The sequence below is a fragment of the Rhodococcus sp. NPDC059234 genome, assembly GCF_042754225.1.
GTDB lineage: Bacteria > Actinomycetota > Actinomycetes > Mycobacteriales > Mycobacteriaceae > Rhodococcus_G.
The window spans coordinates 1-17,661 of record NZ_JBHZAH010000105.1 but is presented as its reverse complement, the minus strand read 5'-3'; the positions used below and the strand labels follow the sequence as shown (position 1 = coordinate 17,661).

General features: G+C 68.9%; 16 protein-coding genes. 7 read left to right on the top strand and 9 right to left on the bottom strand.

Features of this window, described 5'->3' with window-relative positions:
- Positions 1-85 precede the first annotated feature (85 nt).
- Both ACFXGJ_RS19335 and ACFXGJ_RS19330 read left to right on the top strand, forming a co-directional pair.
- Positions 86-643 (top strand): TIGR03086 family metal-binding protein, encoded by a 558-nt coding sequence (locus tag ACFXGJ_RS19335; protein ID WP_378623343.1) that lies wholly within the window; start codon positions 86-88, stop codon positions 641-643.
- Positions 644-837: 194 nt separating this feature from the next.
- Positions 838-963 (top strand): hypothetical protein, encoded by a 126-nt coding sequence (locus tag ACFXGJ_RS19330; RefSeq protein WP_378623336.1) that lies wholly within the window; start codon positions 838-840, stop codon positions 961-963.
- A gap of 83 nt (positions 964-1,046) precedes the next feature.
- On the opposite strand, the gene ACFXGJ_RS19325 is transcribed toward ACFXGJ_RS19330, so the two are convergent.
- From ACFXGJ_RS19325 to ACFXGJ_RS19310, 4 genes are read right to left on the bottom strand one after another with little or no spacing between them, the layout of a single operon-like run.
- Positions 1,047-1,484 (bottom strand): SRPBCC family protein, encoded by a 438-nt coding sequence (locus tag ACFXGJ_RS19325; RefSeq protein ID WP_378623334.1) that lies wholly within the window; start codon positions 1,482-1,484, stop codon positions 1,047-1,049.
- A 29-nt stretch (positions 1,485-1,513) separates the two neighbouring features.
- Positions 1,514-2,887 (bottom strand): flavin monoamine oxidase family protein, encoded by a 1,374-nt coding sequence (locus ACFXGJ_RS19320; RefSeq protein ID WP_378623332.1) that lies wholly within the window; start codon positions 2,885-2,887, stop codon positions 1,514-1,516.
- Positions 2,884-3,816, bottom strand: a complete 933-nt coding sequence (locus ACFXGJ_RS19315) for a carbohydrate kinase family protein (protein ID WP_378623329.1) — start codon at positions 3,814-3,816, stop codon at positions 2,884-2,886. Before ACFXGJ_RS19315 ends, ACFXGJ_RS19320 begins: the two co-directional genes overlap by 4 nt.
- Before the next feature lie 28 nt (positions 3,817-3,844).
- Positions 3,845-4,501: a class II aldolase/adducin family protein gene (locus tag ACFXGJ_RS19310; RefSeq protein WP_378623326.1), complete on the bottom strand. Its 657-nt coding sequence runs from the start codon at positions 4,499-4,501 to the stop codon at positions 3,845-3,847.
- 78 nt (positions 4,502-4,579) lie between these two features.
- Here ACFXGJ_RS19310 and gluQRS point away from each other — a divergent pair, with 78 nt between their 5' ends.
- The 3 genes from gluQRS (at position 4,580) to ACFXGJ_RS19295 (ending at position 7,587) form a co-directional block, all read left to right on the top strand.
- Positions 4,580-5,488: a tRNA glutamyl-Q(34) synthetase GluQRS gene (gene gluQRS / locus ACFXGJ_RS19305; RefSeq protein WP_378623324.1), complete on the top strand. Its 909-nt coding sequence runs from the start codon at positions 4,580-4,582 to the stop codon at positions 5,486-5,488.
- A 275-nt stretch (positions 5,489-5,763) separates the two neighbouring features.
- Entirely contained in the window at positions 5,764-6,762 is a 999-nt protein-coding gene (locus ACFXGJ_RS19300) for a hypothetical protein (protein ID WP_378623321.1), read from the top strand.
- Positions 6,763-6,852: 90 nt separating this feature from the next.
- On the top strand, positions 6,853-7,587 hold the full coding sequence (locus ACFXGJ_RS19295) for a queuosine precursor transporter (RefSeq protein ID WP_378623319.1): 735 nt from the start codon (positions 6,853-6,855) through the stop codon (positions 7,585-7,587).
- Between the two features lie 250 nt (positions 7,588-7,837).
- Here ACFXGJ_RS19295 and tgt read toward each other — a convergent pair whose 3' ends face one another.
- From tgt to ACFXGJ_RS19275, 4 genes are read right to left on the bottom strand one after another with little or no spacing between them, the layout of a single operon-like run.
- On the bottom strand, positions 7,838-9,118 hold the full coding sequence (gene tgt / locus ACFXGJ_RS19290) for a tRNA guanosine(34) transglycosylase Tgt (RefSeq protein WP_378623316.1): 1,281 nt from the start codon (positions 9,116-9,118) through the stop codon (positions 7,838-7,840).
- 13 nt (positions 9,119-9,131) lie between these two features.
- Positions 9,132-11,048, bottom strand: coding sequence for an ABC transporter ATP-binding protein (locus tag ACFXGJ_RS19285; RefSeq protein ID WP_378623340.1), 1,917 nt, complete (start codon positions 11,046-11,048; stop codon positions 9,132-9,134).
- 5 nt (positions 11,049-11,053) lie between these two features.
- Entirely contained in the window at positions 11,054-12,787 is a 1,734-nt protein-coding gene (locus ACFXGJ_RS19280) for an ABC transporter ATP-binding protein (RefSeq protein ID WP_378623313.1), read from the bottom strand.
- 56 nt (positions 12,788-12,843) lie between these two features.
- Positions 12,844-13,302, bottom strand: a complete 459-nt coding sequence (locus tag ACFXGJ_RS19275) for an RrF2 family transcriptional regulator (RefSeq protein ID WP_378623310.1) — start codon at positions 13,300-13,302, stop codon at positions 12,844-12,846.
- Positions 13,303-13,584: 282 nt separating this feature from the next.
- Here ACFXGJ_RS19275 and ACFXGJ_RS19270 point away from each other — a divergent pair, with 282 nt between their 5' ends.
- Entirely contained in the window at positions 13,585-14,703 is a 1,119-nt protein-coding gene (locus tag ACFXGJ_RS19270) for an LLM class flavin-dependent oxidoreductase (protein ID WP_378623307.1), read from the top strand.
- On the opposite strand, the gene ACFXGJ_RS19265 is transcribed toward ACFXGJ_RS19270, so the two are convergent.
- A complete protein-coding gene (locus ACFXGJ_RS19265) occupies positions 14,693-15,295 on the bottom strand; it encodes a TetR/AcrR family transcriptional regulator (RefSeq protein ID WP_378623305.1) in 603 nt (200 codons plus the stop codon). The two genes, ACFXGJ_RS19270 and ACFXGJ_RS19265, sit on opposite strands and share 11 nt — an antisense overlap.
- 136 nt (positions 15,296-15,431) lie before the next feature.
- Here ACFXGJ_RS19265 and ACFXGJ_RS19260 point away from each other — a divergent pair, with 136 nt between their 5' ends.
- Positions 15,432-17,594 (top strand): MMPL family transporter, encoded by a 2,163-nt coding sequence (locus ACFXGJ_RS19260; protein ID WP_378623299.1) that lies wholly within the window; start codon positions 15,432-15,434, stop codon positions 17,592-17,594.
- Positions 17,595-17,661: the final 67 nt, after the last annotated feature.

The window sequence follows — 17,661 nt, the reverse complement described above, 5'->3', positions numbered from 1 at the left end:
GACGTCGGGTGGGGCCGGTCCCGCGTTCGGGGCACCCCTGACGCGAATCTTCAAGACCGAGCGCACCGCCGCGGACCATCATCGAGTGATGAACACCACAGAGACCGCCGAACGCTACCGCCGCCTGGCCGAAACCCTGACCCGCACCGTCGAGGCGGTGCCCGCGGACCGCTGGGAGAATCCCTCGCCGTGCGACGGATGGACCGCCCGCGACGTGATCCGCCACGTTGTCGAGACCCAGTCCATGCCACTCACCCCCGCCGGATTGAGCCTGCCGGCGGTGCCGGACGTCGACGTCGACCCGGTCGGCGCCTGGACGCAGACCCGTGACGCGGTGCTCGAGATCCTCGACGACCCCGCCCTGGCGAGCCGCGAGTACGACGGCCAGCTCGGACGCACCTCGGTCGCGGCCACGTTCGGCACCTTCTTCACCTTCGACCTCGTGGTGCACCGATGGGACCTCGCCCGCGCCACCGGGCTCGACGAGACCATCACGGCGGAGGATCTCGCCTTGGCGGCCGGGTTCGCCGAGCGGGTCGGTGAGCAGCTGCGCACGCCGGGCGTGTGCGGTCCGGCCGTCGAGGTCGCGGCCGATGCCGACGCGCAGACCCGACTGCTCGGGCTGCTGGGACGCCGGGCCTGAGCCGACCCGGAATACGTTGCCGAGCAGCGATTTTCCGTTGAGTGAGACTTCGTTCACACGGTGGACACCGCACTGTCACTCTCTGCATCTACGGTTTTGCGCGCACCGATTCTTACCCGTGCGTCAGGTAACGACGTTCCGCTACTGTCCGCGGTGCACGAGCGACACACCACCGATTTCTGGAGGATCCACCCATGGCTGACACCAAGCCCACCGTCCCCACGTTCAACACCGGCAGCACCGGCGCCGACGTCGCCGGCGAGGGCCTGGGCGGCCTCGCGGCCGTCTTCGGCCAGCTGGTGGGCGCCTTCAGCAGCTGAGTCCGCCGGACTCCCCTCGGACGGCCCCCGACCCTGACAGTCGGGGGCCGTTGCTGTGTCCGGCCTTCCCGACTCGGATCGCCCTAGGGCTCGAGCGCGGCAACCTCGGCCGCGAGCGCGCGGTCCACGACCGTGCGCACCACCAGCGGCAGTCCCATCGCGATCTTGCGGCCGGCGACGAATCCGAGCAGGCCGGCCAGCGGCCCGCTGAAACGGACGCCGTGGGTGACCCGGATGCCCTCCGCGAGCTGCTCGATCGCGTGCGGAAACGACAGCGTGGCGCCCGGGAGCGCGATCTCGAAGTTCATCGCCCGCCCGGGCGTCAACTCCGTGAAGGTGATGCGCTGCGCCGGCCCACCCGTCTTCACCTTGCCGGTCGCGCCCACTCGCACCGGCCCGTTCACTCGCACCCAGTCGAGATCGGCGTCGTCCTCGGCCCACGTGCCGATGTCCGTCCACCGACGGTAGACCGACTGCGGCGATGCCGCCGTGACCACGCTGTAGCTGCGGTACCACTCCATTCGACTCTCCCTCCCGTGCTGCGACGCCGTCACGCGACCACGGCGCGCAACGCCGCCAGACACTCGTGCGAGGCCCGCTCCCCGGCACGAACCGCGCCGTCCATGTATCCCGCCCACTCCGTCGAGGTCTCGGTGCCTGCCCAGTGGATCGGTCCGACCGGTTCGGCCAGCGTGCGCCCGTAACGGGTGAGCACTCCCGGTGGCACGACGGCCGTGGGGCCACCGCCGATCCACGACTCGGCGGCCCAGCGCTGATCCACGAATGCCGTTGCCTGCAGGGCGTCGTCGCCGAACATCGACGCGAGCGACGACAGCGCGCGCAGGCGCCGCTCGTGCTCGGGCAGTCGATCGAACTCACGCGCGTAGTCACCGCCGATGAATCCGAGCAGGATGCCCGGACCGTCCGGGGCCGGGCTGGTGTCGAACGTCGCGAAGATCGGACCTGCATCGGACAGGACCTGCCCGTTGAGCCCGCGGTCGCGCCAGAACGGGCGCTCGTAGGCGGCGTAGATCTTCGTCAGCACCCCCTGCGGCCACCGCTGGCCCAGGCTCCGATGTTCTTCCGGCAGCGCCGGTTCGAAGGCGATCGACCCGCGCACCGCGGGGGGCACCGCGACGACCACCGCGCGGCAGTCGAGCGATTCGGTGTCGGTGTGCACCACTGCGCCGCCGTCGCGCCACTCGATCCTGCGCACCGGAGAGCCGACCGTGACCCGTTCGCCCAGCTCCTCCGCCATCCGCACGGCGATGGAGTGCGCACCGCCGGGGAAGTGCTCCTGCTGCGCGCCGCCCTCGGTGTCGAGCATCCGGTCGAGGCCGCCGCAGCCGCGAATGTAGTCCAGCGCGTACAGCATCGAGATCTCGTCGGGCTCGCATCCCCAGGTGGTCTTCGCGACGATCGCGAAGAGCGCGTGAGTCGAGGCCAACGCGCGCCGGGACCGCAACCAACTGGTCAGCGTGTGCGAATCGAGTTCCGCCGCGTTCTTCGTCTCCCACGGTGCACCGGCCCGCATGCCCGCGACGATGCGCCCCACGATCAGCTGCAGCCGGCCGATGTCGGCCAGTTCGAGAGCACCGAGCGTCGGAACGGTCCCGTCGTACCGGCGCAACGTGCCGCGCCACGAGATGGCGCTCTGCCCGGTCGTGTGGGTCCGGTGGTAGTCGCAGCCGGTCTCGTGTGCCAGAGCGAGGATGCGGTCCTGGCCCGGTCCGACGAACGTGCCACCGAGGTCGACGTTGACTCCGGCGAGTAGGTGGTTGCGGGTGCGGCCGCCGACCTGTGCGCCTGCCTCGAGCACCCGGACCGCATGTCCGCGGGCCGTCAGACTCCGGGCGGCAGCGAGCCCGGACAGCCCCGCGCCGACCACGACGACGTCGACGGCCGGGGCACTGGACCGACTCATCGGAGCGCCGCGGCGTACGTGTCGACGAACGCGCGCAGGGCGCCCAGGTCGAAGTCGCCGTGATCGCTCCCGAGCCCGGTCGCGACCTGTGCTGCTGCGGCGCAACCGAATTCGGCCGCCTGGGTGGCCGTCATGCCGAGCCCGAGGCCGCGCACGAAACCCGCGGAGAACGCGTCCCCGCACCCGGTCGTGTCGACGACCTCGACGGGAAAGGCGGGAACGGCGGTGTGCGAGTGGGCATCCACCACGACCGCCCCGTCCGCGCCCGCGGTGGCGGCCACGCAGCCGACGCCGCGCTCGAGCAGTGCCCGGCAGCCGTCGAGCAGGGTGTCGGCGCCCGTGAACCCCAGCACCTGCTCGTCGTTGGGCAGCAGATAGTCCAGGTGCGGCAGGGCCGGTGCGATCCACTCGAGCAGTCCCGGGTTGCCCTCGGCCAGGATGTCGGCGGAGGTGGTCACCCCGTTGGCCCTGGCGTGCGCGAGTACCGTCGCCGCGGCCTCACCGCCGAGGAACTCCGGTGCGCCGAAGTGCAGGTGTGTCGCCTCGGCCACGAGGTCCATCGGGACGTCCGCCAGCGTGTACCCCGCGGTGGCGCCGACGACGTGGAACGCGGGACGGTCGCCGTTCGGCCGGATGGGCAGCACCGTCGCGGACGTCTGCAGGTCGGGCTTGCGCACCAGGTGCTCGCACGAGATGCCGTAGTCCTCGAGCATCATGGTCAGCATCCGGCCCGCGTTGTCGGCTCCGATCGCGCCGACGGAGTGGACCTCGGCGCCCAGCTTGGCCAGGGTGATCGCGGTTCCGCCCGCGGCGCCCGCGGCAGTGATCTTGATCTGCTCGACGAGCTGGGACCCCTGCCCTTCCGGGATCTCGGCGACGGGCCGGGCCAGGACATCGAGGATGTGCACTCCCAGCGCAACAACTTTCACGATCTTGCTCCAGTGTGGTCGTAGGGTTTCAGGACGGTCGGGTGCTGCCGTACTTCGATTCGACGGCCGCCCGGATCACGGCGGCCTGCGCCTCGCCGTCGAGGGCGCGCACCTCGCCCATGGACCGGGCACGCCAGTACACCGTCGCCGCCCACTCGAGCAGGCGCGTCGCGTCCATCGCGGCGGCGAGGTCGGCGCCGTAGGTGACGGTGCCGTGGTTGGCCATCAGCGCCGCGGTCTTGCCCACCAGCGCCTCGGCCACGTGGTCGGCCAGTTCCGCGCTGCCGAAGGGCGCGAACGGTGCGACCTTGACGGCGCCGCCGAAGGTCAGCATCTGGTAGTGCACGCAGGGCAGTTCGTCGGTGACGCAGGTGACCGCGACGCAGGTCGGCGCGTGCGTGTGCACGACCGCGCCCGCTCCGTACCGGCGATAGATCCCGAGGTGCAGGTCGAGTTCCGAGGTGGGAACGAGCTCGCCGGCGACGATCCGACCGTCGAGGTCGACGAGGGTGACCTGTTCCGGGACCAGCGTCTCGAATCGTGCCCCGGTCGCGGTGACCGCGATTCCCTCGTCGAGCCGGATGCTGATGTTGCCCGCCGAGCCGAGGACCAGACCGTCGCTCGACAGCTCGCGCGCGGCGGCGGCGACGGCCGTCCGCGCCTGCTCGAACGTACAGTTGGACATCCGTCCAAGATAGTGGACGCGGACGCGTCCCGTGCGCGCTTTCACGACCGGATTCCCGAGCCTCGATAGGGTGGCGCCATGAGTTTGTGGGTACCGGGTGCCGGTCGATTCGCACCCAGCCCGTCCGGCGATCTGCACCTGGGCAACCTGCGCACCGCGCTGCTCGCCTGGCTGTTCGCCCGCTCCACCGGCCGCCGCTTCCTGATCCGCGTCGAGGATCTCGACCGCGTCCGCCCCGGCGCCGAGGCGCGGCAACTCGACGACCTGGCCGCCCTCGGACTCGACTGGGACGGCGAGATCGTCCGCCAGTCCGAGCGACTGCCGCTGTACGCCGCGGCCCTCGACACGCTCACCGACGCGGGCCTGACGTACGAGTGCTTCTGCACGAGAAGGGAAATACAGCAGGCCGCGACCGCGCCGCACGGTCCCGACGGGCACTACCCGGGCACCTGTCGCGACCTCAGCGAGGCGCAGCGTCAGGCCAAGCGGGACGCCGGACGACCGCCCGCGGTTCGGCTACGCGCCGCGGCGAACGAGTTCACCGTCGACGACGAACTGCACGGCAGGTACAGCGGCGCGATCGACGACGTGGTGCTCCGGCGCGGCGACGGCGTCCCCGCCTACAACCTCGCGGTGGTCGTCGACGATGCCGACCAGGGTGTCGACCAGGTGGTCCGCGGCGACGACCTGCTCAGTTCCGCGCCCCGGCAGGCCTACCTCGCACGCCTGCTCGGGCTGCCGGCGCCGCGGTACGCGCACGTCCCGCTCGCGCTCAACCACGAGAAGAAGCGACTGGCGAAGCGGGACGGCGCCGTCACCCTCGCCGACCAGCGGGCGGCCGGCCACGATCCGGACGAGGTGCGGGCAGTGCTCGCCCGGTCGCTCGGAATGGCCGCAGACGACGAGACCCCGACGCTGCCGGATCTGCTCTCCCGGTTCGACCCGGCCGCACTTCCTCGCGATCCGTGGATCTTTCCCGCTCCGTGACGGGTGTGGGCAACCCGACGCCGAGTTAGCCGCGTGTTGTCTGGCAAACGCCGGCGACCACCCCTAGCCTTCGCGGGGCTGACCTGATCGACAAATGGTGTCTCGGCCGGGCCGCATTCGCCCACGGATATTCACGCGAAGTTAATAGTCGTGGCCGAATCGGTACGAATCGCCTGATCGTGAAGGTGTGCAACAACTCGAGGACACGTATTGTCGTCGCAGCACTGCCAAAATGGCGACCATTTCGACCATGACGGAAGTACGAGGGAAACCAAGTGAGTGAGAACCCGCCCCCCGGAGGTTCCGGACCCGGGCAAACCCCGGACCCGAATTACCCGCAGAATCCCCAGCAGCCGCCACATCCCCCGCAGCCGCCCCATCCCCCGCAGCCGCCGAATCCGGCACAGGGATATCCGCCCCCGCCTGCGGGCGGCCAGCCCGGCTACCCGCCGCCCCCGCCGCCCGGCTACGGCCAGCCGCCCCAGCAGGGCGGGTTTCCTAACCAGCCCGGCGGCTATCCCCCGCCGCCCGGCTACGGGCAGCCGCAGCCCGGTGGCTACCCGCCGCCGCCCCCGCCGCCCGGCGGGTACGACGCGCCGAACTACCCCGGACCCGGCTACGGCGGTCCCGCCGGCCCGCAGCAACTGAGCGTCGGGAACGCCATCAGCTATGCGTGGAGCAAGTTCAGCGCCAACGCGGGCGTCTGGGTCGGCATCGTGGTGATCGCAGCGGTCATCCAGGCCGTGATCAGCCTCATCTTCGGCGGCTTCTCGTCCGGTAACGACTTCTCGGACATCTACTCGCCGGTCCGGATCATCGGTTCGCTCGTCGCCGCGGTGGTGGGCTATCTCATCAACGCCGCACTGGTCCGCGGCGCGCTGAACGAGCTCGACGGCAATCGCCCGGACTTCGGATCGTTCTTCCAGTTCACGAACGTCGGCGCGATCATCATTGCCAGCCTGATCGTCGCGGTCCTCAGCTGGATCGGCTTCCTGTTGCTGATCATCCCGGGCATCATCGTGGTGTTCCTGACCTGGTGGACGCTCCAGTTCGTCCTCGACCAGGAGCAGGACGCGGTGACCGCGATCAAGTCCAGCTTCCACGCCATCTCGGCGAATGTGGGCACCCTGGTGCTGCTGGCCCTGGCCCTGGTCGGCATCAACATTCTCGGTGCGATCCCCTGCGGACTGGGCCTGCTCATCACCGTCCCGATGACGGTCATCGCCTCGACGTACGCGTACCGCGTCGTCGTCGGCGGCCGGGTCACGGCCTGATCGGACAATCCTCGCGAAAGCGCCGGGCGCGAACCCCTCCCACCAGGGTCGGGTTCGCGCCCGGCGTCGTATCGGTGCTTGGATGGCCCCGTGACAGTGACAGAACCGGTCGAGAAGAACTCCGAGACCACGGTCTTCGCCCACGCGGGACGCGGCTACTACCCGACCTTCGTGGCGCTCTTCACCGCGACGCTGTTGATCTCCAATATCTGCGCCACCAAGGGGGTGGCATTCTTCGCGGACTCCGACCTGAGCGTCGGTCCGTTCCAGGTCCTGCCGATCATCACCGACGGCGGGTTCTTCCTGTTCCCGCTCGCCTACGTGCTCGGCGACGTGCTCAGCGAGGTGTACGGGTTCAAGTCCACCCGGCGCGCGATCTACCTGGGCTTCGGCGCCATGATCCTGGCGTCGGGCTGCTTCTGGGTACTCATCGCGCTGCCCTCGGCCGACTTCTACGAGCACCAGGACGCGCTGTCCGCTGTGGTCGGGGTGTACCCGCGACTGCTGCTCGCCGGCCTGGCCGGCTACCTCGTCGGTCAGATGCTGAACTCGCTGGTGATGGTGTCGATCAAGGAACGCACCAAGGAGAAGCACCTGTGGGCCCGGCTGATCGGGTCCACGATCGTCGGCGAGTTCGCGGACACCCTGATCTTCTGCTCCATCGCGGCGGGCGCCATCGGAATCAGCACCTGGGACGACTTCGTCAACTACGTGATCGTCGGCTTCGTCTGGAAGACGCTGGTCGAGGTGCTGGTCATGCCGATCACCTATCGTGTCATCGCCTACGTGAAGAAGCGCGAGCCGACGTACGTTCTGGCCTCGTAGCAACCCGCCCCGACTGCTGCTGCCATCGCGCAGAATCGACAACGCCAGCCGAGACCAGCTGGTACGTTCCCGGCGACAACCAAACCCGACCGGGAGGGCACGTCAATGAATCAGGGCGATCCGCCGATTCTCTCCGAACCCGTCTTCACTCTCTCGTCCGTCGACAACCTGAAGGCTATGCAAGTGCTTCTCGGCATGATGGGAATTCTCCGCTGAACGGATCGACGGCGGCTGGTCCGGCGATCGCCCGCTACGCCTTGCCGGGCCCGTAGAACCGGCCCAGGGTCTCCGACTTCAGCTCGTCGAAGTATCCGCCGTCGATACTGTCCCTGATCCGGTCCACCAGCCGGATGGTGAATCGCTCGTTGTGAATCGTCGCGAGCGTGGACGCGAGCATTTCCTTCGCCTTGAACAGGTGGTGGAGATACGCGCGCGTGTAATTGCGGCAGGTGTAGCAGTCGCAGTTCTCGTCGATCGGGTTGAAATCGCGGCGGAAACGCGCGGTATTGACGTTGAATCGCCCACCCTCGGTGTACATCGCGGCATTCCTGGCCACTCTCGACGGGTTGACGCAGTCGAAGGTGTCGGCACCGTTCTCGATGGCGACGAACAGATCGTCCGGTTCGCTGATGCCCAGCAGGTGGCGGGGCTTGTGCTCGGGCAACTCCTCGTTGCACCAGCGGACGATGGTGCCGAGGTTCTGCTTCTCGAGCGCGCCGCCGATGCCGTAGCCGTCGAACCCGCGGCCGGACTCCCCCTCGATGGACTCGAGCCCACGGCAGGCCTGCCTGCGCAGGTCCTCGTACTGCGCGCCCTGCACCACCCCGAACAGTGCCTGGTACGGCTTGTCCGCACGCTCGGCGGTGAGCTTTTCGTGTTCGGCGATGCAGCGGATCGCCCAGGCCTGGGTGCGCTCGACGGATTCTTCCTGGTAGCCGCGGGTGTTGAAGAGGGTGGTCAGCTCGTCGAAGGCGAAGATGATGTCCGCACCGAGCTGGTGCTGGATGCCCATCGAGACCTCCGGCGTGAACCGGTGCCGGGAGCCGTCACGATGCGACTTGAAGGTCACGCCGTCGTCGTCGACGTGCGCGAGACGTTCCTTGCCGGCCGCGATGACGTCGTCCGACTGCACGCCGACCGAGTTCATCGACAGCACCTTCTTGAACCCGACGCCCAGCGACATCACCTGGAACCCGCCGCTGTCGGTGAAGGTCGGCCCCGGCCAGTTCATGAACCGCCCCAGCCCGCCCGCCTCGTCGACGACGTCGGGACCCGGCTGCAGGTACAGGTGGTAGGCGTTCGCCAGAACCGCCTGCGTGCCAAGGTCTTTCATCGTCTCCGGCAGCACCGCCTTGACGGTGGCGTTGGTGCCGACCGCGATGAACGCGGGGGTGGCGATGTCGCCGTGCGGGGTGTGGATGGTGCCGGTACGCCCCAGCCGACCGGGCAGCCGGGTGCCGACAGTGAAGAACGGGTCGGACGGGGTGGGCACCGGTACTGCGTCGTCGGTCGTTGCTGGCACGTCACTCATCCAATCAGCTCGTTCACGCCTCGACTGCGACCGGCCCGACGAACTGGCTGTTGTAGAGCTCGAAGTAGGCCCCGCGATGCGCGAGCAGCTCCTCGTGGGTGCCCTGCTCGACGATGTGCCCGTCCTCCATCACCACGATCAGGTGGGCGTCGCGAATGGTCGAGAGCCGGTGCGCGATCACGAAGGCGGTGCGGTCGCTGCGCAGGGCCGCGGTGGCGTGCTGGACCAACAGCTCGGTGCGGGTGTCGACGGAACTCGTCGCCTCGTCGAGGATCAGGATCGACGGCTGTGACAGGAACGCCCGGGCGATGGTGATCAGCTGCTTCTCGCCCGCACTGACGTTGTTGCCCTCCTCGTCGATGACGGTGTCGTAGCCGTCGGGCAGCGAGTGCACGAATCGGTCGACGTAGCTCATCCGTGCCGCAGCGACGATCTGCTCCTCGGTGGCGTCCGCCATCCCGTAGGCGATGTTCTCGCGGATGGTCCCGCCGAACAGCCAGGTGTCCTGCAGCACCATGCCGATCCGGGACCGCAGGTCGTCGCGGGTCATCTGCGCGATATCGGTGCCGTCCAACAGGATCCGGCCGGAGTTCACCTCGTAGAACCGCATGATCAGGTTCACCAGCGTGGTCTTGCCCGCGCCGGTGGGCCCGACGATCGCGACCATCTGACCGGGGTGCGCGGTCAACGACAGGTTCTCGATCAGCGGCTGATCCTCCGCGTAGCGGAACGACACCCGGTCGAAGTCGACGCGGCCGCGTCGGGTCGCGGGCGTCGCCGCCGGCACCCGGTCCGGGCTCTGCTCGTCCTCGTCGAGCAGCTCGAAGACCCGCTCGGCGGACGCGACGCCGGACTGCATGAGGTTCGCCATCGAGCTGACCTGCGTGAGCGGCTGGGTGAACTGGCGCGAGTACTGGATGAAGGCCTGCACGTCACCGAGGGACATCGTGCCGGAGGCCACCCGCATGCCGCCGAGGACCGCGATGGCGACGTAGTTCAGGTTGCCGAGGAACATGACCGCCGGCATGACCATCCCGGAGATGAACTGCGCCTTGAACGCCGACTGGTAGAGGTGTTCGTTCTTCTGGTCGAACTCGGCCTCGACCTCGCCCTGGCGCCCGAACACCTTGACCAGCTCGTGCCCGGTGAACGCCTCCTCGATCTGGGCGTTGAGCGCACCTGTCGTCTGCCATTGCGCGACGAAGTGCTTCTGCGACCGCTTCGCGATCACCGCGGTGACCGCGATCGTCGCGGGCACGGTCAGGATCGCGATCAGCGAGAGCAGCGGCGAGATCCAGAACATCATCGCCAGGATGCCGATCACCGTGAGCAGCGAGGTGAGCAGCTGACTGATGGTCTGCTGCACGGTCTGCGCGACGTTGTCGATGTCGTTGGTGACCCGGCTGAGCAGGTCACCGCGCTGGTTGGTGTCGAAGTACCGCAGCGGAAGCCGGTGGATCTTCTCCTCGACGTCGGTGCGCAGCCGCCGGATGGTGCCCTGGACGATGTTGTTGAGCAGGTAGGCCTGCAACCAGCCGAACAGCGACGACAACAGGTAGAGGCCGAGCACCAGGGCGAGGACGCGGGTCATCGCACCGAAGTCGATGCCGGCGCCGGGCACCACGTCCATCCCGGACACCATGTCGGCGAGCGTGCCCTGGCCCTGTTCGCGCAGACCGGCGACCGCCTGGTCCTTGGTCAGGCCGGCGGGCAGCTGCTTGCCGACGATGCCGTCGAAGATGATGTTGGTGGCGTGGCCGAGGATCTTCGGGCCGACGACGCTGAGCACCACGGAGGCCGCGGCGAGCACGACGACCACCACGAGCTCGATCTTGTGCGGAGCCAGCCTGGCGAGCAGGCGCCTCGCGGACGGCCCGAAGTTCATCGCCTTCTTCGCCGGGCCGGCGGCCGGTGCCATCGGACCCCGCATCGCACTCATGACGCCTCCTGCGCGGAGAACTGGGAAGCGACGATCTCCGCGTAGGTCTCGCAGCGTTCGAGTAGCTGGTCGTGGGTGCCGGCGCCGACGATCCGGCCGTCGTCGAGAACGAGGATCTGGTCGGCGTCGATGATGGTGGAGACGCGCTGCGCGACGATGATGACGCAGGCGTCTCGGGTGACGGGCCGCAGTGCGGCCCGCAGCCGGGCGTCGGTACCGAGGTCCAGCGCCGAGAAGGAGTCGTCGAACAGGTAGATCTCCGGCTCCCGGACCAGGGCCCGGGCGATCGCCAGCCGCTGCCGCTGACCGCCCGAGACGGTGGTGCCGCCCTGCGCGACCGGGGTGGCGAGGCCCTCGGGCATCGCGCGCACGAAGTCGGCGGCCTGCGCGATCTCGAGACATCGCCACAGTTGCGCGTCGGTGGCGTCGGGTTTGCCGTAGCGCAGGTTGCTCGCGATCGTCCCGGAGAACAGGAACGGTTTCTGCGGGACGAGTCCGATCGACGCGCGCAGCCGGTCGGGGTCGACGGCGCGGACATCTGCCGCGCCGACCCGGACCTGGCCGTCGGTGACGTCGATCAGTCGGGGAATCAGGTTCAGCAGGGTCGACTTGCCCGAGCCGGTGCCGCCGATGATCGCGGTCGTCATGCCCGGCTCGGCGAGGAAGCTGACGTCGCGCAGGACGGGCTCGTCGGCGCCGGGAAAGGCGAACGTCGCCTCGCGCATCTCCACGATGCCGCGTTCGCGCCAGCCGGCCAGCAGCCAGGTGGGGGTCTGCACCGTCGGCACGGTGTCGAGGACCTCGGTGATCCGCTCGGCGCAGACCGAGGCGCGTGGCAACAGCACCGTCATGACGGTCACCATCATCACGGACATCAGGATCTGCATGATGTAGGACAGCACCGCGGTGAGCGCGCCGATCTGCATCTGCCCGTTGTCGATCAGGTGCGCACCGAGCCACAGCACCGAGACGCTGGTGAGGTTCGCGATGAGCATCACCGCGGGGCCCATGAACGCCATCAGCCTGCCGACCCGCAGCGAGGTGTCCACCAGCTGGTCGTTGGCGCCGCCGAACCGCTCGGCCTCCGCGCGCTCCTGGACGAACGCGCGCACCACGCGGATGCCGGTGATCTGCTCACGCAGCACCCGGTTGATGGCGTCGATGCGGACCTGCATGGACCGGAACAGCGGGACCATCTTCCGGATCACCAGGAACATCGTCAGCGCCAGGACCGGTACCGCGACGGCGAGCACCCAGGCCAGGCCCTTCGACTGCTGGATCGACATGATGATGCCGCCGACGCACATGATCGGCGCCGAGACCAGGATGGTGCAGCTGATCACGACGACCATCTGGATCTGCTGGACGTCGTTGGTGTTGCGGGTGATCAGGGACGGCGCACCGAAGAAACCGACCTCGCGGGCCGAGAAGTCACCGACCTTGTGCATCACCGCGGCCCGTAGGTCTCGGCCGAGGCCCATCGCCGCCCTGGCCCCGAAGAAGACTGCCCCGATGCTGCACGCGATCTGCACGATGGTGACCAGGAGCATGATGCCGCCGGTCGAGAGCACGACGCCGGTGTCGCCCTTCGTCACTCCCTTGTCGATGATCTCCGCGTTGAGGCTGGGCAGGTAGAGCGAGGCGATGGTGGAGATGAACTGGAGCACGATCACACCCGCCAGATCGGCCCGGTACGGCCGCAGGTATGTGCGCAACAGTGAGTACAACATAGTGACCGAGGCTACCAACCAGGTGATTTACCTGCCGTCGGCGCGCAGGGACACGGTCAGCGGCGCCGCCAGGCCTGCGGATCGGCGGTCAGCTCGCCGACGAACTCGGGCAGCTTCCCCGCGGCGATGTCGGCGACCGAAACCGATTCGAGGACGGCGCGCAGATTGACCCGGACGGCAATCCACACGTCCAGCAGCGGCGCGGCCGCCCCGGCATAGCGGACCTCCTCCGGCCGCTGACCGCGGACCGACGCGAGGGGCCCCTCGACCGCGCGAATCACATCGGCGACCGCGATCTCGGCCGCCGGGCGGGCCAGCCAGTAGCCGCCGTCGGGCCCACGGCGGCTCCGGACCATGCCCGCGCGACGCAGGTCACCGAGGACCGCCTCGAGAAACTTGTGCGGGATGGTCTGCGCGGCGGCGAGGTACTCGGCCTTGACGGGGGCCGCGCCCTCGGCAGCGGCCAACTCGACGAGCGTCCGCACGGCGTAGTCGACCTTCGCGCTGATGTGCACGCCGCGCCTCCCCTCGCTGCCGAAACCGTCCGGCGCTAATTCCTATCACCAGGGTATGAAATCGACAAGGAATACGTTGACAGGTCCGTCGCCCGCTGCGAACCTGGACTCATGTCCAGCAACGCTGCGCTCACGGTGCGACGCCACGTCGGCCTGCTGCGCGTTGCGGCCGCTCTGTGTCGATAGCGGCCCCGCCGCCCCTCCCAGCCCCGCCGCGCCGAATTCCCCTCGGTGCGATGCCATTTGCGGTCACCTCACCGCGCCGACATCTCGGAGACTCCCATGAGCGTCGATCTGCACTGGTTCCTACCCACCGCAGGGGACGGCCGCGGCATCGTGGACAACTCGAACTCCTCGACCGCCGATCCCCGCACCGCCGGCGATCGCGCACCCACCCTCGAATACCTGACCCAGGTCGCCCGGGCCGCCGAGCACGCCGGCTTCACCGGCGTGCTCACCCCGACCGGCACGCACTGCGAGGACGCCTGGCTCACCACCGCCGCGCTGATCCCGCTCACCGAGCGGCTGAAGTTCCTGGTCGCGTTCCGGCCCGGCGTCATCTCCCCCACCCTCGCCGCACAGATGGCCGCCAGCTACCAACGACTCTCGGGCGGTCGGCTGCTTCTCAACGTGGTGACCGGCGGCGACTCGACGGAGCAGCAGAGCTACGGCGACTGGTTGACCAAGGACCAGCGCTACGCCCGCACGGACGAGTTCCTGCAGGCGCTGCGCGGGACGTGGGGCGAGACGCCGTTCGACTTCGACGGCGAGCACTACAAGCTCGTCGGGGCGACCACCTCCGCGCCGCCGAACCCGGTGCCGCCCATCTACTTCGGCGGCTCCTCGGCGGCCGCACTGCCGGTCGCCGGCCGGAACGCCGACGTCTACCTCACCTGGGGCGAGCCGCCCGCCCAGGTCGCCGCGAAGGTCGCCGCCGTGCGCGAGCACGCCGAACGAGCCGGGCGGACAGTCAGATTCGGCATCCGGCTGCACGTGATCACCCGCGACACCGGGAAGGAGGCCTGGGCGGTCGCCGACAAGATGCTGGCCGGCCTGGACCCCACCGCGATCGCGGACGCCAGCGCCCGGTTCGCGCGGTCCGAGTCGGAGGGGCAGCGGCGGATGGCGGCCCTGCACGGTGGCAGCACCGCGTCTCTGGAGATCGCCCCGAACCTGTGGGCAGGTGTGGGGCTGGTCCGCGGCGGGGCGGGCACCGCCCTGGTCGGCAGCCACGAGGAGGTCGCCGACCGGATCGAGGAGTACCACGCGCTCGGCCTGGACGAGTTCGTGCTGTCCGGGTATCCGCATCTGGAGGAGGCGTACTGGTTCGGCGAGGGGGTGCGGCCGATCCTGGCGCGTCGCGGACTGCTCGCGGGCGAGCAGAAACTGCTCAGCGTGTAGAGCCGGGACCGATCGGCGCCCAGTGTTCGGTGCCGATCGTCCCGGGCCTCAACACGTTCATCGCGGCGTCCAGCAGGACCGCCTCGATTTCGCCGTCGGACGCGTCGGGCACCTGGGTGTCCGCCGTCAGCGCGGTGCCGAGGACCTGAACCGCCGCGATGGCGCGAATGGTGTCCTCGGCGGTGGCGCTCGGACCGGCCAACCACGCGTGGAGGCGATTGCTCAGGTCCATCAGCTCCGGCAGCATCGACTCGAGCGCGGCCGACATCGCGGCGGCGTCCCGGACGAACAGCGATCCCTCGGCGCGGTGGTTGAGCAATCCGACGAGATAGCGGCGCAGTAGTTCTCGAACGGCGTCCTGGTCGTGGGGCGTCCCCGACAGCCCGTCGACGACGTCGCGCATGACGAACAGCACCGGTGCCACCACGGCCGCGAGCAGGTCCGCCTTGGACTCGTAGTGGTAGTAGAGCGATGCCTTGGTGATGCCGACCTCGTCGGCCACCTCCCGCAGGCTCGTCTGTTCCACGCCCTTGGCGAGGAACAGTCGCAGCGCCGCCGCGCGAATGGCCGACCTCGTGTCCCGAGCACCCACGCCGTCCACCTCCACAACTGACGCCGACCTGCCGTCGGATCGCGCCACCGTAATTGCTGTTGCCGGGCACCCGGCACCTCGCTAGTCTACCTACCGCACGGTAGGCAAAATCGAAGAACGCGGTGTGGAGGGGCACATGTTCGAGAAATTAGCTCGGTTCGTCGTACACAATCCATGGAAGATCATCGCGGCGTGGATCATCGCCGCGGTCGCGGTGGTGGCCTTCGCGCCCACCCTGAGCGACGTACTCAACAAGGAACAGTCCGGGTTCCTCCCGGACAAGTACGAATCCATTCAGGCGCAGCACCTCGCGGAGGACCAGTTCGCGAAGACCGAGGACGCCACCGCGACCATCGTGATCAAGCGCGAGGACGGGCAGGCACTGTCCACGGACGACCAGGCCAAGATCGAGGGTCTGGCCGGGACCGTGAACTCGGCCGGCATCGAGCGCGTCGTGGCAGTCCAGACCGGACCCCAGGCAGTCTCCGAGAACCGACAGGTTCAGCTGGTCAGCGTCGGCCTGAAGGGCATGCCGGACGAGAAGCCGGTCGGCGAGGCGGTCAAGCAGATCCGCGAGATCGGCACGACGTCGCTGAAGGGCAGCGACCTGCGGATATCGGTCACCGGCGACGCCGCCCTCATGGTCGACAACGAGGAAGCCTTCAAGAACGCCGAGGCGATCATCGGCATCGTCACGGTCCTGCTGATCATCGGCCTGCTGCTGGTCATCTACCGCAGCCCTGTCGCCGCACTGTTGCCCATCGTCTCGGTCGGGATCGTCTCGTCCATCGCACCGGGCATCATCGCGCTCGTCGCGAAGGGCACCGGCCTGCAGGTCGACCAGTCGCTGCAGATCATTCTCACCGTGGTGTTGTTCGGTGTCGGCACCGACTACATCCTCTTCCTGCTGTTCCGCTTCCGTGAACGGTTGCGCGCGGGCGAGGACAAGACCGCCGCACTGATCCACGCCGTCGAGCGGGTCGGCGAGGTCATCGCCTCCGCCGCCGGCGCGATCATCGTCGCGTTCTGTGCGCTGCTGCTCGCCGTGTTCGGCGCGTTCCGCAGCCTCGGCCCCGGCCTGGCCATCGGCGTCGGCATCATGGCGCTGGCCTCGCTCACCCTGATCCCGGCCATCGTCTCGCTGATCGGCACCAAGGTGTTCTGGCCGTCGAAGTCCTGGCAGAAGGAGCCGAAGGGCACCGTGTTCGCCAAGCTCGGCGCGTTCACCGGGCGGCGCCCCGGCTTGGTCGCACTGATCTCCGGCGGGCTGCTCGTCGTGCTGGCGCTGGGCATGTTCGGCTTCAAGACGGACTACGACCAGCTAGGCCAGCTGCCCTCGACCACGGAGTCGGCGCGCGGCATCAAGGACCTGCAGTCCGGTTTCCCGGCCGGCGCGCTGAATCCGACCCTGGTGTACCTGCACTCCACCAACGGCGCCCCGCTTGATCCTGCCGAGGCGGAGCGGGTGGCACACGAACTGGCCTCCGCCCCCGGCATCGGCGGCGCCATGCCCGCGGGACCGGACGGCGGCTTCGCGCTGATCTCCAAGGACGGCAGCACCGCGCAGATCAACCTGCTGCTGAACTACAGCCCGCAGTCCAACGAGGCACTCGACGCGATCGACCCGCTCCGCGACGCCGCGCACGCCGCCGCGCCTGCCGGAACCGAGGTACTGGTCGGCGGACCGACCGCCGCGTTCACCGACATCCGCGACGCCAACAATCGCGACCTGTCGGTGATCTTCCCGGTGGCCGGCGTCCTGATCGCGTTGATCCTGGGGCTGCTGCTGCGGTCGCTGGTGGCGCCGCTGTACCTGATGGCGTCGGTGGTGCTGGTGTTCTTCTCGACCATGGGCGCGACCGCGTTCCTGTTCAGCGTGGTCGGTGATCGGCCCGGCATCTCGTTCTCGCTGCCGATCATGCTCTACCTGTTCGTGGTGGCGATCGGCACCGACTACAACATCCTGATGATCGCGCGGCTGCGGGAGGAGGCCCGCGAGGGCCGCGATCCGCGGGAGGCCGCCCGCCTGGGCATCGAGCACGGCGGACCGTCGGTCGGCGCGGCGGGCATCATCCTGGCCGGCACCTTCGGGTCGATGCTGCTCTCCGGTATCGCACTGATGACGGAGATGGGCTTCGCGGTGGCGCTCGGCATCCTGCTCTCGTCGTTCGTGATGTCGATGTTCCTGGTGCCCTCGATCACCGCACTGCTCGGACACAAGGCCTGGTGGCCCGGACACGGCGACGCCGCAGCGGCGCAACCGCGTCCGGACGAGGAGGCTGAGCCCGCGCGGGTCTGACGCGGGCTGCACGAACCTAGGGCGCGTCCTCCGAATCCTCGCGGATTCGGGGGGCGCGCCCTAGCTG